The sequence below is a fragment of the Catellatospora coxensis genome, assembly GCF_016862635.1.
In the GTDB taxonomy this organism is placed as follows: Bacteria; Actinomycetota; Actinomycetes; order Mycobacteriales; family Micromonosporaceae; genus Catellatospora; species Catellatospora coxensis.
Map to the genome: position 1 here is coordinate 36,856 of NZ_BONI01000020.1, position 13,566 is coordinate 50,421.

Below are 13,566 nucleotides of genomic sequence, written 5' to 3' on the forward strand. Positions count from 1 at the left end.
CGGACTAATCAGGTTTTTTGGGAAAAATGGGAGATCAGTGCAGCGTGCTGGCCCGCCCGGTGCTGTCACGTACCACCAGCTCAGCGGGGGCGGGCACGAGCCGCCCGCCCGGCTCGTCGTCGAGCAGCAGCCGCATGGCCCGCGCGCCGATGTCGGCCAGCTCCAGCCGCACCGTGGTCAGCGCCGGGGTGAGGTCGGTGGCGACCGGCAGGTCGTCGAAACCCGCCACGGAGATCTGCTCCGGCACGGGGCGGCCCAGCTCGCGCAGGGCGGCCAGCGCGCCCGCCGCCATCAGGTCGTTCAGCGCGAAGATCGCGGTCAGCCCAGGGTGGTCGCGCAGCAGCTCGTGGGTCGCGGCACGGCCGCCCTCGCGGGTGAAGTCGGCGTGGACCAGCGCCGGCCCGGTCACCACGGAGGTGAAACCGGCCAGCCGCTGGGCGACCGTGGCCAGGCCGGCCGGACCGGTGACCACCCCGATCTCGCGGTGCCCCAGGCCGACCAGGTGCTCGGCGACGAGGCGGCCACCGCCGTACTGGTCGGGTTCGACGGTGTCGATGCCGGCGCCGTGCGCGCCGATCGCGGCCACCCGGCCGCCCGACTCCGTGAACGCCGCCACCTCCTCGGCGAACGGCTCGCCGACGAACGCCGAACCGGCCAGCAGCACCGCGCGGGCCCGCTGCGCGCGCAGCCGGGCCAGGTAGTCGCGCTCCAGCCCGGGGTCGCGGAAGGTGTTCGCCACCAGCACCATCAGGTCGTGCTCGCGGGCCACGTCCATCGCGCCGGCCGCGATCGCGGCGAAGTACGGGTCGGCGATGTCGTGCACCAGCACCCCGACGACCGTGCTGCGGGAGCGGGCCAGCGACTGCGCCGGGGCGTGCGCGACGTAGCGCAGCTCGGCGGCCGCGGTGGTGACCCGTTCGGCGAGCGCCTCGGCCACCCTGCGGCCGCCGCTGCCGTGCAGCACCCGGGACGCGGTGGCCAGCGAGACACCGGCCGCCGTGGCGACCTGCTGCAGCGTGACGGCGCCGCCGGGCGCTCTGGTTGACGAGGTTCGAGGCATGGGCGTAGGGTACCGCCTCGCAGGCGGAAAGCGCTTTCCACCCCCGCCCTCGCCGCAGCTCCTCCGAGACGCGGCCTCCCCGATCCCGACAGGTCGTGCTCGCATCACGACCTGCCAGACGAGAGGTACGAGCATGGACCGCAGAACTGTCGGCATCGTCATGAACGGTGTCACCGGCCGAATGGGCTACCGCCAGCACCTGGTGCGGTCCATCCTGGCCATCCGCGAGCAGGGGGGCCTCACCCTCGCCGACGGCACGGTGGTGTGGCCGGAGCCGGTGCTCGTCGGCCGCAACGCCGCGAAGCTGGAGCAGCTCGCCGAACAGCACGGGCTCACCCGCTACACCACCGACCTGGCCGCGGCCCTGGCCGACGACAGCAACGAGATCTACTTCGACGCGCAGGTGACCACCGCTCGCGTCGCCGCGCTGCGCCAGGCCATCGCCGCGGGCAAGCACATCTACACCGAGAAGCCGACCGCCGAGTCGCTGGCCGACGCCGTCGCGCTGGCCGACGAGGCGCGGGCCGCGGGCATCAAGCACGGCGTGGTCGCCGACAAGCTCTACCTGCCCGGTCTGCTGAAGTTGCGCCGCCTGGTCGAGTCGGGCTTCTTCGGCCGCATCCTGTCGGTGCGCGTCGAGTTCGGCTACTGGGTGTTCGAGGGCGACTGGCAGGCCGCGCAGCGGCCGAGCTGGAACTACCGGTCCGAGGACGGCGGCGGCATCATCCTGGACATGTTCCCGCACTGGCGGTACGTGCTCGACCACGTGATCGCCCCGGTGCGCTCGGTCTACGCGCAGATGGCCACACACATCCCGCAGCGCTGGGACGAGCAGGGCGACGCCTACCCGGCCACCGCCGACGACGCCGCGTACGCCGTGCTGGAGCTGGAGGGCGGCATCGTCGCCTCCGTCAACAGTTCCTGGACCACCCGGGTGGACCGCACCGAGCTGGTGACGTTCCACGTCGACGGCACCGAGGGCAGCGCCGTGGCGGGCCTGCGCAACTGCCGCGTCCAGCACCGGGCCACCACCCCGAAGCCGGTGTGGAACCCGGACCTGCCGGTCAGCCACGACTTCCGCGACCAGTGGACCGAGCTGCCGGAGAACGACGTGTACGACAACGGCTTCAAGCGGCAGTGGGAGGAGTTCCTGGCGTACGTGGTCGCCGACGCGCCGTACGGCCACGACCTCTACGCGGGCGCCCGCGGCGTGCAGCTGGCCGAGCTGGGCCTGCAGTCGGCCCGCGAGGGCCGCAAGATCCTGGTCGGTGACCTGTGAACACGCCCGCGACCGAACCCGACGCCACCGGGCACGGCCGCCCGGGCAAGGCCGCCCCGCGCAGCCGGGTCTTCTACGCGGCGGCGCACGTCGTGGCCGACCCGGCCGCCGACAACGGTGCGGGCCGCCCCGCGGTCGTCGACTGGGACGCCACCATGCGGTTCCGGCACCACCTGTGGTCGCTGGGGCTGGGCATCGCCGACGCGATGGACACCGCGCAGCGTGGCATGGGCCTGGACTGGGCCGCCACCACGGAGCTGATCCGCCGCAGCGGCGCGGAGGCCAGGTCCGTCGGTGGGCGGCTGGCCTGCGGCGCGGGCACCGACCAGCTCGCGCCCGGCGCGCACAGCCTGGCCGCGATCGAGGCGGCGTACGCCGAGCAGCTCGACGTGGTGCAGGAGTCGGGCGCGAAGGTCATCCTGATGGCGTCGCGGGCGCTGGCCGCGGCCGCCACGGGTCCGGCCGACTACCACGCCGTCTACGGCAAGCTGCTGGCGCAGGCCGAGCAGCCGGTGATCCTGCACTGGCTGGGCGACATGTTCGACCCGGCGCTGGCCGGCTACTGGGGCGCGGCCGACCTGGACGCGGCGACCGAGAGCGCGCTGGAGCTGATCCACGCCAACGCCTCCAAGATCGACGGCATCAAGGTGTCGCTGCTCGACGAGGCCCGCGAGGTCGCGATCCGGCGGCGGCTGCCCGAGGGCGTACGCCTCTACACCGGCGACGACTTCAACTACCCGCAGCTGATCGCAGGTGACGACGTCGGTTACTCGGACGCCCTGCTGGGCATCTTCGACGCCATCGCGGTCCCCGCCGCGAAGGCCCTGGAGCTGCTGGACGCGGGCGACACCGCCGGGTTCCGCGCGGTCCTCGACCCGACCGTGCCGCTGGCCAAGCACATCTTCGGCACGCCGACCTACCACTACAAGACCGGCATCGTGTTCCTGGCCTGGCTCAACGGCCACCAGGACCGCTTCGTCATGGTGGGCGGGCAGGAGCACTCGCGCTCCCGGGACCACCTGCTGGAGCTGCACCGCCTGGCGGGGGAGGCGGGCGTGCTCGACGATCCCGATCTGGCCGCCGACCGGCTCGCGCGCTACCTGGACGGCGCGGCATGAGGCTGTCGCTGAACACCGCCACCATCAAGAAGGCGACCCTGGCCCAGGCCGCCCGGCTGTGCGCCGAGAACGGCATCACCGGCATCGGCCCGTGGCGGGACGTGGTCGAGACGGCGGGCGGGGCGAAGGCCGCCCGGCGGCTGCTCGACGAGTACGGGCTGACCGTCACCAGCCTGTGCCGGGGCGGCTTCGTCACCACCGGCTCGGCGGGGTCGCTGGAAGACAACCGGCGCGCCATCGAGGAGGCGGCCGAGCTCGGCACGCCCGAACTCGTGCTGGTCGTCGGCGGGCTGGCCGAGGGTTCGAAGGATCTGCCCGCGGCCCGCGCCAACGTGGCCCGGGCCCTGGAACAGCTCGTGCCGTATGCGAGCGGCCACGGCGTACGCCTGGCGATCGAGCCGCTGCACCCGATGTTCTGCGCCGACCGGGCGGTGGTGTCCACCCTCGGCCAGGCCCTGGACCTGGCCGAGGCGTTCGCCCCGCACGAGGTCGGCGTCGTGGTCGACACCTACCACGTGTGGTGGGACCCGGAGCTGTTCGGCCAGATCAGCCGGGCCGAGGGCCGCATATCGGCGTACCAGGTCTGCGACTGGGTCGTCCCGCTGCCCGCCGACATGCTGCTCGGCCGGGGCCACGTCGGCGACGGCCACATCGACTTCGCCCCGATCACCGACGCGGTCCGCCGCGCCGGCTACACCGGCCACGTCGAGGTCGAGATCTTCAACCAGACGATCTGGGACACCGACCCCGCCGAAACGGTGAAGACGGTGGTGGACCGCCACCTCACCCACCTCGGCCCCGTCTGAGAACAGAGGAAGGGCGCCTTCACATCGCCATGCGTTGTAGAAGGCGCCCTTCCCTGACGTCTGTCAGGCGGTGCCTGCGGCGGCGATACTGCCGTCGGGGGTGGCGAGGTAGACCGGGATGCCGGTCGTGACGTCGCGGACCGCGGCCAGGTCCTGGCCGTCGACCTTCGACGCCTCGGTGACCACCAGGGCCGCCTCCAACGTGCTCGCGCCCGCGGCCACCGCGGAGGCCACCGCGAGCCGCAGCGCCGACACCGAGAACGACGGCAGGTTGATGCTCACGCCGGTGTACGTGCGCCCGTCGCCGTCACGCACCGCCGCGCCCTCGATCGCGCCGATCCGGGCGCGGGCCGAGCGGGCCATGGTGAGCAGCTTGCGGTCCTCGGCCGAGACGGATTCGAGGGTGACGTCAGACATCTGCCATGTGCCTTTCGGAGGGGGTCGTCTCGTCGGCCGGCTCCTCGCGGGTCACCAGCACCGTGTCGATGTGGTTGCGCCGACCGGTGGTGCCCTCGGCGACCAGGGTCAGCCCGCCCACGGACACCCGCGCGCCGGGGATCGGCACCCGGCCCAGCGCCTGGGCGAGCAGGCCGGCGACGGTCTCCACCTCGTCGGCGGGCAGCTCGACGTCGAACAGCTCGCCGAGGTCCTCGATGGGCAGCCGCCCGGTCACCCGCACCGCGCCGTCCGCCAGCCGCTCGACCGGGGGCCGCTCGACGTCGTACTCGTCGGTGATCTCGCCGACGATCTCCTCGAGGATGTCCTCGATGGTGATCAGGCCGGCGGTGCCGCCGTACTCGTCGATGACGATGGCGAGGTGGGTGCGGGCGGCCTGCATCTCCGACAGCAGGTCGTCGACGGGCTTGAACTCGGGCACGAACGCCGCGACCCGCATCAGGTGCTCGACCGGCGTCGCCGCGCCGCCCTCCTGCACCTGGCGGGCCATGTCCTTGAGGTACACCACGCCGAGCACGTCGTCGACGGACTCGCCGATGACCGGCACCCGGGAGAAGCCGGAGCGCAGGGCCAGCGCGAGCGCCTGCTCGGCGGTCTTGGTCGACTCCACCCAGACCATCTCGGTGCGCGGCACCATGACCTCGCGGGCGATGGTGTCGCCCAGCGCGAACACGGAGTGGATCATCTCGCGCTCGCCGTGCTCCACGACGCCGCGCTGCTCGGCGAGGTCGACCAGTTCCCGCAGCTCCACCTGGGTGCTGGCGAACGGGCCCTCGCGGAAGCCCTTGCCCGGGGTGACCGCGTTACCAATGATGATCAGCAGGCTGGCCAGCGGGCCGAGCACCCGGCCGAGCCAGCGGAGCACGGGCGCGGTGTAGCGGCCCACCTCGTACGCGTGCTGACGGCCGATCGTGCGCGGGGCCACGCCCACCACCACGAAGCTGATCACGCTCATCGCGCCGGCGGTGACCAGCGCGGCCGTCCAGCCGGGCCCGAACGTGTCCACGGCGACCAGGGCCACCAGTGTGGTGGCGGTCAGCTCGCACAGCAGCCGCAGCAGCAGGAGCAGGTTGATGTGACGTACCGCGTCGGCCGCCACCGCCTGCAGCGCCGCCGCGCCGCGTAGGCCTTCCCGGTTCAGTTCCGCCGCGCGGGCGGGAGAGATCACGGCGAGGGCCGATTCGGTCATCGCGAACAGCCCCGCCAGCACCACCAGACCGGCCGCGGACCAGAGCAGCGGCGCGTCGGGCAGGCCGCCCAGCTCGGTCACCGCACTGCCCCGCCAAGAGTCGGGACGGTATGGGCAGGATTCATGATCCGCTCGCCCCGCCCGCTGCCCGAGCCTGCCAGCTGTCCAGGAGTTTGCCCTGCAGGGCGAACATCTCCCGCTCCTCCTCCGGCTCGGCGTGGTCGTAGCCGAGCAGATGCAGCACGCCGTGGATGGTGAGCATGCTCAGCTCGTCCGCGGTGCTGTAGTCACCGTGCAGCCCGGGGGCGGGCGCATCCGGCACGCTATCACCGGTGCGCATGCGCGGGTCGGCGGAGCCGTACCGCAGCGCCTGCGCCGCGGCCACCTCCGGGCAGAGCACGATGTCGCCGAGCAGCGACGGCTGCCCGCCGGAGGACTCCGACGGGCCGTGGTCGATGGTGTCCTCGTCCATCGGGAAGGCCAGCACGTCCGTGGGGCCGTCCTTGTCCATCCAGCGGTGGTTCAGCTCCGCCATGTAGTCGGAGTCGACCAGCAGCACCGACAGCTCGGCGAGCGGGTTGACCCCCATCTGGACCAGGGCGTGCCGGGCGACGGCGACGATGTTGTCCGCGTCGACGTCGATTCCGGACTCGTTGGCGATCTCGATAGACACTCTTCAATCCCTAATCGTCAGCGACGTCGCCCCGCACCGCGGCGCGGCACGGAGTGGACGTTCGCCGGCAGCGTCTCACGCTGCTGGTCGTTGTCCCACTTCTCGTATGCGTCGACGATCTCGCCGACCAGCCGGTGCCGCACCACGTCGGCGCTGGTGAGCCGGGAGAAGTGCACGTCCTCCAGGCCGTCCAGGATCTCCTGCACGACCCGCAGGCCGCTGCGCTGGTCACCGGGCAGGTCGACCTGCGTCACGTCGCCGGTCACCACGACCTTGGAGTTGAAGCCGAGCCGGGTCAGGAACATCTTCATCTGCTCGGGCGTGGTGTTCTGGGCCTCGTCCAGGATGATGAAGGCGTCGTTGAGCGTCCGGCCGCGCATGTACGCCAGCGGAGCCACCTCGATCGTGCCCTGCGTCATCAGGCGCGGGATCGACTCGGGGTCCATCATGTCGTGCAGCGCGTCGTAGAGCGGGCGCAGGTACGGGTCGATCTTCTCGTTGAGCGTGCCGGGCAGGAAGCCCAGCCGCTCGCCCGCCTCGACCGCCGGCCGGGTCAGGATGATCCGGGTGACCTGCTTGGCCTGCAGTGCCTGAACCGCCTTGGCCATGGCCAGGTAGGTCTTGCCGGTGCCCGCCGGGCCGATGCCGAAGACGATCGTGTTCGCGTCGATCGCGTCCACGTACTTCTTCTGACCCAGCGTCTTGGGGCGGATGGTGCGCCCGCGGCGGGAGAGGATGTTGAGGGTCAGCACCTCGGCAGGCCGTTCGGTGGTGCCCTCATCGGTCAGCATGCCGACGGTGCGTCGGACGGCGTCCTCGGTCAGCGTCTCGCCCTTCTCGATAAGTTCCAGCAGCTCACCGAAGACGCGCTCGGCAAGCGCGTTCTCGGCCGCCGGGCCGGTGATGGTGATCTCGTTGCCCCGCACCAGGATGTCGCTGGACAGGGCCTTCTCTACGAGCTTGAGCACGCGGTCGCCGGTGCCCAGCAGCTGGACCATGACACTCGGGTCGGACACGGTGATCTTGGTTTGCACCGCGTTCGAAGAAGAACCAACGCTCATAAGTCGGCCGACCGGCCTTCCGCCACCCGCTCTCCGCACTCACCGGACCGGCTAGGTCGCCGCCCGCTTGGTCCCATCGTAGTCACCGATCCCACCATCGCCGCCAGTGGTTATGACGGCGTGCCCGAATCCGGACTCGGGTTCATTGGCTCACCCATACGCCGTCGAAGGTCTCCTGGCGCCGGGTGAAGCGGTAGGTCGCCCAGTGCATCCGGACCACCTCGCCGGCCGCGTCGCGGGTCAGCCGCAGGCGCTCGCCCACCTCCCGGCCCGACACGGTACGCAGCACGTCCGGCTCGCCGGGCAGCGCCGCGAAGACGGCCGGGGGCGCGTCGGCCGGGTCGTCCGCGCCGCGGCCGGTCAGCACGCCGCCCTCCCAGCGGAACACGTACTCGTAGCCCTCGCCCCACCAGCGGCCCAGCACGCCGCGCAGGTGCACGGGCGCGGGCTCGCCCGGGGTCCACGGCGCGACGTCGACCGGGTCGGCGGCCAGCGCCTCCTCGATCAGCCGGTGCGGCAGGTCGAGGATCGCCGAGGCGGTGCCGGAGGAGGCCAGCACGGCCGCGGCCATACCCCCGGGATTGCCGGGGCCGCCATGCCGGCCGCACGCCGCGGCAAGGAAGCCCGGCATCGCGCCGTTGTGGCCGACGTGCAGCACGCGGCCCTCGCGGGGCCACAGCATCAGGCCCAGGCCGACGCCCGAGCCCCACAGCGTCTCGTTGCGCGGCGTGAGCGGCCAGCGCGCCTCGGCGAGGGTGTCCGCGGCCAGCACCGCGCCGTCCGGGTCCACCGACGCCGGGTCGGTCAGGAACGCCGCCCAGCGGGCCTGGTCGGCCGCGGTGCTCCACAGCTGCGCGGCCGGGCTCACCGCGCCGAAGTCGGTCGGCGGCTCGGGCCGGGCATGGTCGGAGTACTCGTCGACCAGGTAACCCGTCGCGGCGTGCGCGGGCGCGCCGTACGTGGTGGCGGACAGGTTCAGCGGGCGGCAGACGCGCTCCTCGACCAGGTCCCACCAGTCGCCGCCGAGCCTCCGCGCGGCCAGGTGGCCCAGCAGCGCGAAGCCCAGGTTCGAGTAGTGGAAGCGGCGCGCCGGCGGGTGGATCGCCTCGGTGCGGGCCAGGTCGTCGAGCAGGCCCGGCAGGTCCGGCGGGCTCAGCGTGTCCCACACGTCGCCGACCGGCTCACGCTGCAGGCCCGCGGTGTGCGACAGCAGCCGCCGGATGGTCAGCCCGCCGTGCGCGGGCACCTTGAGGTGCGCGCCCAGCGGGTCGTCCAGGTCCAGCAGGCCCGCGTCGCGGCACTGCAGCACCAGCACCGCGGTGAAGGTCTTCGTGATCGACCCGATCCGGAACGGGGTGTCGGCATCCAGCGGCGCGCCGGGGTTGCCGGACCCGCCCACCTGGAAGGTCCACAGCGGACGGTCGTCGCGTCGCAGCGCCACGCTGAGGGCGGGCACCCGGGCCTCGGCCTGTACGGCGCGGACCAGGCGTTCGAGAGTGCGGTTCAGGTCTGCCACGGCGGCGAGACTACCCGGTGAGATCGCCGTCCATGTCGACGCCGCCGAGCACGTGCGCGTGGGCGTGGAACACGGTCTGCCCCACCGACGCGCCCGTATTGAAGATCACCCGGAAGCCCGTGCCGTCCAGCCCCTCGGCGGCGGCCACGTCGGCGACGGTGGCCAGCACCTCGCCGGCCAGCACGGCATCGCCCACGGCCAGCGTCGCGACGTCGGCGTAGTGCTCCTTCGGGATCACCAGCACGTGGGTGGGGGCCTTCGGCGCGATGTCCCGGAAGGCGAGGGTGCGCTCGGTCTCGGCGACCACCGTCGCGGGGATCTCCCCCACCACGATGCGGCAGAACAGGCAGTCGGCAACGGTCACGAGACAGATCGTAGGCTCCATCCATGTCCGATTCACGAGCGGTGCTGGTGACCGGGGCGTCGCGTGGCGTCGGCCGGGCCGTGGCCGCCGCGTTCGCCGCCCGCGGCGACCGCGTCGCGATCCACCACCGCGACTCCGCCGACCTCGCCGAGTCGCTGCGGGCCGAGCTGCCCGGTCAAGGGCATGCGGTGGTACGCGCGGACCTCGCCGACCCGGCCGCCGTCGCCACCATGGTCGACGCCGCCGCCGAGGCGCTGGGCGGGCTCGACGTGCTGGTCAACAACGCCGGGCAGGCGTACCCGCACCCGATCACCGGGGTCACCTACGCGGAATGGCAGGAGCTGTGGGCGCGCACGCTCGCGGTGAACCTGACCGGCCCGGCGAACGTCACCTACTGCGCGGTCCGGCACATGCTGCACCGCCCGCCGGGCTCCCCGCCCGCCCGCGTGATCAACGTCGGCTCCCGCGGGGCCTACCGCGGCGAACCCGGCCAGCCCGCGTACGGCGCGGCCAAGGCCGGCCTGCACGCCATGGGCCAGTCCCTGGCCGTCGCGCTGGCCCCGTACCGCATCGGCGTCGCCACCGTCGCCCCCGGGTACGTCCAGGAGGACGCGACCAACGCCGCCTACAAGGTCCCCCGCGGCGCCGAGCACGCCGCCCAGAGCCCGTTCGGCCGGGTCGCCCGCCCCGAGGAGATCGCCGCCGCCGTCCTCTGGCTGGCCGACCCCGCCGCCGAATGGGCCTCCGGCGCCGTCCTCGACCTCAACGGCGCCTCCCACCTCCGCTGACCGGCCACCAAGATCATCCGACTTGCCCGGCAGGCGTGTGTATCTTGAGCTCGCTTTCACACAGGTGCCTGGCAAGTCGAGCGATCATGGCGGACGCGCCGCGGCGCTCAGGTCATGGCGGTGGCCGGACGCGGCTGTTGCGTCCGTGGGTGCAGAGCAAGCAAATGGGTGCAGAGCAAAGTCACTCGGGGGTCACCAGCGGTGCAGGCGGGTGGCGAGCACGCTGAGGGCCGCGACGCCGGCCGTCGAGGTGCGCAACACGTTCTCGCCCAGGCGCACCGCCACCGCACCGACGGCGAGGAACGCCGTGATCTCGGCATCGTCGATGCCGCCCTCGGGACCGACGACCAGCACGATCTCCCCCGCGGCGGGCAGCTCGACCTGGGACAGCCGCTCGGTCGCCTCCTCGTGCAGCACGAACGCGGCCGCAGCGGCCGAAAGGCGCTGGGTGAGCTGTTTCGTGGACAGGTCGGGGTCACCGCCGACGACCGGCAGGAACGTACGGCGGGCCTGCTTGGCGGCCTCGCGGGCCACCGCCGCCCACTTCTCGCGGGACTTCGCGCCCCGGTCGCCGCGCCACTGGGCGACGCTGCGGGACGCGGCCCAGGGCAGGATCTCGTCGACGCCGACCTCGGTCATCGCCTGCACTGCCAGCTCACCCCGGTCGCCCTTGGCGATGCCCTGGGCGACGGTCAGGCGCGGGTCGGGCGCGTGGGCGTACCGCAGCTCGGTCACGGTGAGGTCGAGCGTGCCCTTGCCGACGGCCTGCACCACCGCCGACGCCGTGCCACCCCGCCCGTCGGCGAGCAGCAGCGCCTCACCCACCCGCAACCGCTGCACGGTCGCGGCATGGTGGCCCTCCATCCCACCGAGCGTGTAGACCCGCCCCGAAGGCAACTCGTCGACCAGGAACAGCGGCGCACTCACGGCAGACACCCTCCAACGGTGATCATGAACTTATGGCACCGACACGCCGTCGAACCGTGCCATAAGTTCATGATCAACGCGGCGGGGCGGAGAGGGCCGTCAGTGGCCGTTGAAGGCGTCGCGGACTCGGGAGAAGAAGCCGCCCTGCTTGGAGAGTTCGGCGACCTCCTCGCCGCGGGCGCGGGCGAACTCGCGGAGCATGCGTTCCTGCTCGCCGTCGAGGCGGGTGGGGGTGCGGACGTCGAGGTGCACGAAGAGGTCGCCGCGGCCGGTGCCGCGCAGGTGCGGGACGCCCTTGGCGCGGATGCGCAGGGTCGAGTTCGGCTGGGTGCCGGGTTTGACCTCGACCTGCTCCTCGGAGTCCAGGGTCTTGATGGTGAGGCGGGTGCCCAGGGCGGCGGCGGTCATCGGGACGGTGACCTTGCAGTGCAGGTCGTCGCCCTTGCGCGCGTACACGTCGTGGGCCCGCTCGTGGATCTCCACGTACAGGTCGCCGGACGGGCCGCCGCCGGGGCCGACCTCGCCCTGGTTGGCCAGCCGGATGCGCATGCCGTCCTCGACGCCGGCCGGGATCTTCACGGTGAGGCTGCGCCGGGTGCGGACGCGGCCGTCGCCGGCGCAGGTCGGGCACGGGTGCGGGATGGTGGTGCCGAAGCCCTGGCAGGCGTTGCACGGGCGGGACGACACGACCTGGCCCAGGAAGGTGCGCTGGACCGACTGCACCTCGCCGCGGCCGCCACAGGTGTCGCAGGTCTGCGGGTGGGTGCCGGCGGCCGTGCCCGCGCCGGAGCAGGTGGTGCACAGCACGGCGGTGTCCACGGTGATCGGCGCCTCGACGCCGAACGCGGTCTCGAACAGGTCGAGGTCCAGCCGCAGGATCGCGTCCGCGCCCGGCCGGGTACGCGGGCGCGGGCCGCGCGAGCCGCCGCCGCCGAAGAAGGCGTCCATGATGTCCTGGAAGCCCACGAACGGGCCGCCGCCGGGGCCGCCCGGACCCGCGCCGCCTCCGCCCGGCGCGAGCGGGTCGCCGCCCAGGTCCACCATGCGCCGCTTCTGGTCGTCGGAGAGGACCTCGTAGGCGTTGTTGATGTCCTTGAACTTCTCCGCCGCGGCCGGGTCCGGGTTGACGTCCGGGTGGTACTGACGGGCGAGCTTGCGGTAAGCCCGCTTGATGTCGTCGGCGTCGGCGTCCTTGGGAACGCCGAGAATGCCGTAGTAGTCCTTGGCCACGCTGTCCTCAAGCCTCGTTCAGCAACAACAGGAAATTCGGAATCAATGTCCCAGCATCTCGCCCACGTAACGCGCGACGGCGCGAACGGTGGCGATGGTGCCGGGGTAGTCCATGCGGGTCGGGCCGACGATGCCCATCCCGCCGACGACGGTCGCGCCCGGACCGTAGCCCGTGCTGACCACCGAGGTGGCCCGCAGGTCGACGACCTCGTTCTCGTCGCCGATGCGCACCCGGGCCGCGCCCGACTTCACCTCGTCGAAGAGCTTGAGCAGGATGACCTCCTCCTCCAGCGCCTCCAGGATCGGCCGCAGCGCGCCGGTGGTCAGGTCCAGCGGGCCCATCCGGGCCAGGTTGGAGGTGCCGGCCAGCGCGAGGCGCTCCTCGTGCCGCTCGACCAGGGTCTCCAGCAGGACGCTGACCAGCGTGCTCATGGTTGCCTTGGCCTGCGGCTCGGCCCGCTCGACCAGGCCCTGCACCAGCGGCGGGGTGTCCACCAGCTTGACGCCGACCAGGGTCGCGTTGAGGGTGCGGCGCAGGTCGGTGATCTCGTCCGGCTCGACCGGGCCGGGCAGCTCGACGACCCGCTGCTCGACGCGGCCGGTGTCGGTGATCATGACGAGCAGCAGCCGGGTGGTGGAGACCGGGACCAGTTCCAGATGGCGTACGGAGGAGCGGGTCAGGCTCGGGTACTGCACCACGGCGACCTGGCGGGTGAGCTGCGCGAGCAGCCGCACCGCGCGGTGCACCACGTCGTCGAGGTCGACCGCGCCGACCAGGAAGCGCTCGATCGCCCGGCGCTCGGCCGGGGAGAGCGGCTTGACCCGGGACAGCCGGTCGACGAACAGGCGGTAGCCCCGGTCGGTGGGCACCCGGCCGGCCGAGGTGTGCGGCTGGCGGATGAAACCCTCCTCCTCCAGCACGGCCATGTCGTTGCGCACGGTCGCCGGCGACACGCCCAGGGCGTGCCGCTCGACCAGCGCCTTGCTCCCCACCGGCTCCTGCGTCGCGACGTAGTCCTCGACGATGGCACGCAGCACTTCGAGCTTGCGGTCATCCAGACCCATACGCACCTCCCGGCTGGCACTCGTCGTGAGTGAG

At 72.6% G+C, this 13,566-nt stretch carries 14 protein-coding genes; 4 read left to right on the forward strand and 10 right to left on the reverse strand.

The genetic code is table 11. The annotated features are described in order from the left end of the window. Nucleotides 1-34: 34 nt before the first annotated feature. Complete coding sequence (locus Cco03nite_RS14050; RefSeq protein WP_203692508.1) at nucleotides 35-1,060, reverse strand: LacI family DNA-binding transcriptional regulator; 1,026 nt, start codon at nucleotides 1,058-1,060, stop codon at nucleotides 35-37. A gap of 133 nt (nucleotides 1,061-1,193) precedes the next feature. On the opposite strand from Cco03nite_RS14050, the gene Cco03nite_RS14055 reads away from it, so the two are divergent. The 3 genes from Cco03nite_RS14055 to Cco03nite_RS14065 are packed head-to-tail and all read left to right on the forward strand — an operon-like array spanning nucleotide 1,194 to nucleotide 4,263. Further along, complete coding sequence (locus Cco03nite_RS14055; RefSeq protein ID WP_203692509.1) at nucleotides 1,194-2,339, forward strand: Gfo/Idh/MocA family protein; 1,146 nt, start codon at nucleotides 1,194-1,196, stop codon at nucleotides 2,337-2,339. After that, complete coding sequence (locus Cco03nite_RS14060; RefSeq protein WP_203692510.1) at nucleotides 2,336-3,457, forward strand: dihydrodipicolinate synthase family protein; 1,122 nt, start codon at nucleotides 2,336-2,338, stop codon at nucleotides 3,455-3,457. Before Cco03nite_RS14055 ends, Cco03nite_RS14060 begins: the two co-directional genes overlap by 4 nt. Next, complete coding sequence (locus tag Cco03nite_RS14065) at nucleotides 3,454-4,263, forward strand: sugar phosphate isomerase/epimerase family protein (RefSeq protein ID WP_203692511.1); 810 nt, start codon at nucleotides 3,454-3,456, stop codon at nucleotides 4,261-4,263. Before Cco03nite_RS14060 ends, Cco03nite_RS14065 begins: the two co-directional genes overlap by 4 nt. 63 nt (nucleotides 4,264-4,326) lie before the next feature. Here the strand turns inward: Cco03nite_RS14065 and Cco03nite_RS14070 are convergent, their stop codons facing one another. The 6 genes from Cco03nite_RS14070 to Cco03nite_RS14095 form a co-directional block, all read right to left on the reverse strand. Beyond that, nucleotides 4,327-4,680, reverse strand: coding sequence for a cytidine deaminase-like protein (locus Cco03nite_RS14070; RefSeq protein WP_203692512.1), 354 nt, complete (start codon nucleotides 4,678-4,680; stop codon nucleotides 4,327-4,329). Further along, entirely contained in the window at nucleotides 4,673-5,989 is a 1,317-nt protein-coding gene (locus tag Cco03nite_RS14075; RefSeq protein ID WP_203692513.1) for a hemolysin family protein, read from the reverse strand. Before Cco03nite_RS14075 ends, Cco03nite_RS14070 begins: the two co-directional genes overlap by 8 nt. Nucleotides 5,990-6,029: 40 nt before the next feature. Then, nucleotides 6,030-6,581 (reverse strand): rRNA maturation RNase YbeY, encoded by a 552-nt coding sequence (gene ybeY, locus Cco03nite_RS14080; RefSeq protein WP_203692514.1) that lies wholly within the window; start codon nucleotides 6,579-6,581, stop codon nucleotides 6,030-6,032. Nucleotides 6,582-6,598: 17 nt separating this feature from the next. Further along, entirely contained in the window at nucleotides 6,599-7,642 is a 1,044-nt protein-coding gene (locus Cco03nite_RS14085; RefSeq protein WP_203692515.1) for a PhoH family protein, read from the reverse strand. A 142-nt stretch (nucleotides 7,643-7,784) separates the two neighbouring features. Beyond that, entirely contained in the window at nucleotides 7,785-9,158 is a 1,374-nt protein-coding gene (locus Cco03nite_RS14090; RefSeq protein ID WP_203692516.1) for a serine hydrolase domain-containing protein, read from the reverse strand. 10 nt (nucleotides 9,159-9,168) lie between these two features. Further along, nucleotides 9,169-9,522 carry a histidine triad nucleotide-binding protein gene (locus Cco03nite_RS14095; RefSeq protein WP_203692517.1) on the reverse strand — a complete coding sequence of 118 codons (354 nt, stop codon included), beginning with the start codon at nucleotides 9,520-9,522 and terminating at the stop codon, nucleotides 9,169-9,171. A gap of 23 nt (nucleotides 9,523-9,545) precedes the next feature. Here Cco03nite_RS14095 and Cco03nite_RS14100 point away from each other — a divergent pair, with 23 nt between their 5' ends. Continuing rightward, nucleotides 9,546-10,310, forward strand: a complete 765-nt coding sequence (locus tag Cco03nite_RS14100; RefSeq protein WP_203692518.1) for an SDR family NAD(P)-dependent oxidoreductase — start codon at nucleotides 9,546-9,548, stop codon at nucleotides 10,308-10,310. Nucleotides 10,311-10,502: 192 nt separating this feature from the next. On the opposite strand, the gene Cco03nite_RS14105 is transcribed toward Cco03nite_RS14100, so the two are convergent. From Cco03nite_RS14105 to hrcA, 3 genes are all read right to left on the reverse strand, one after another. Further along, nucleotides 10,503-11,237, reverse strand: a complete 735-nt coding sequence (locus Cco03nite_RS14105) for a 16S rRNA (uracil(1498)-N(3))-methyltransferase (protein ID WP_203692519.1) — start codon at nucleotides 11,235-11,237, stop codon at nucleotides 10,503-10,505. Between the two features lie 99 nt (nucleotides 11,238-11,336). Continuing rightward, entirely contained in the window at nucleotides 11,337-12,467 is a 1,131-nt protein-coding gene (gene dnaJ / locus Cco03nite_RS14110) for a molecular chaperone DnaJ (RefSeq protein ID WP_203692520.1), read from the reverse strand. Between the two features lie 42 nt (nucleotides 12,468-12,509). Beyond that, nucleotides 12,510-13,532, reverse strand: a complete 1,023-nt coding sequence (hrcA, locus tag Cco03nite_RS14115; RefSeq protein ID WP_203692521.1) for a heat-inducible transcriptional repressor HrcA — start codon at nucleotides 13,530-13,532, stop codon at nucleotides 12,510-12,512. Between the last annotated feature and the right edge of the window lie 34 nt (nucleotides 13,533-13,566).

Coding starts and splice junctions, on each gene's coding strand:
- Cco03nite_RS14065 (WP_203692511.1), top strand. CDS start 3,454: ATGAGGCTGTCGCTGAACACCGCCACCATCAAGAAGGCGACCCTGGCC.
- Cco03nite_RS14055 (WP_203692509.1), top strand. CDS start 1,194: ATGGACCGCAGAACTGTCGGCATCGTCATGAACGGTGTCACCGGCCGA.
- Cco03nite_RS14070 (WP_203692512.1), bottom strand. CDS start 4,680: ATGTCTGACGTCACCCTCGAATCCGTCTCGGCCGAGGACCGCAAGCTG.
- Cco03nite_RS14050 (WP_203692508.1), bottom strand. CDS start 1,060: ATGCCTCGAACCTCGTCAACCAGAGCGCCCGGCGGCGCCGTCACGCTG.
- hrcA (WP_203692521.1), bottom strand. CDS start 13,532: ATGGGTCTGGATGACCGCAAGCTCGAAGTGCTGCGTGCCATCGTCGAG.
- Cco03nite_RS14085 (WP_203692515.1), bottom strand. CDS start 7,642: ATGAGCGTTGGTTCTTCTTCGAACGCGGTGCAAACCAAGATCACCGTG.
- Cco03nite_RS14100 (WP_203692518.1), top strand. CDS start 9,546: ATGTCCGATTCACGAGCGGTGCTGGTGACCGGGGCGTCGCGTGGCGTC.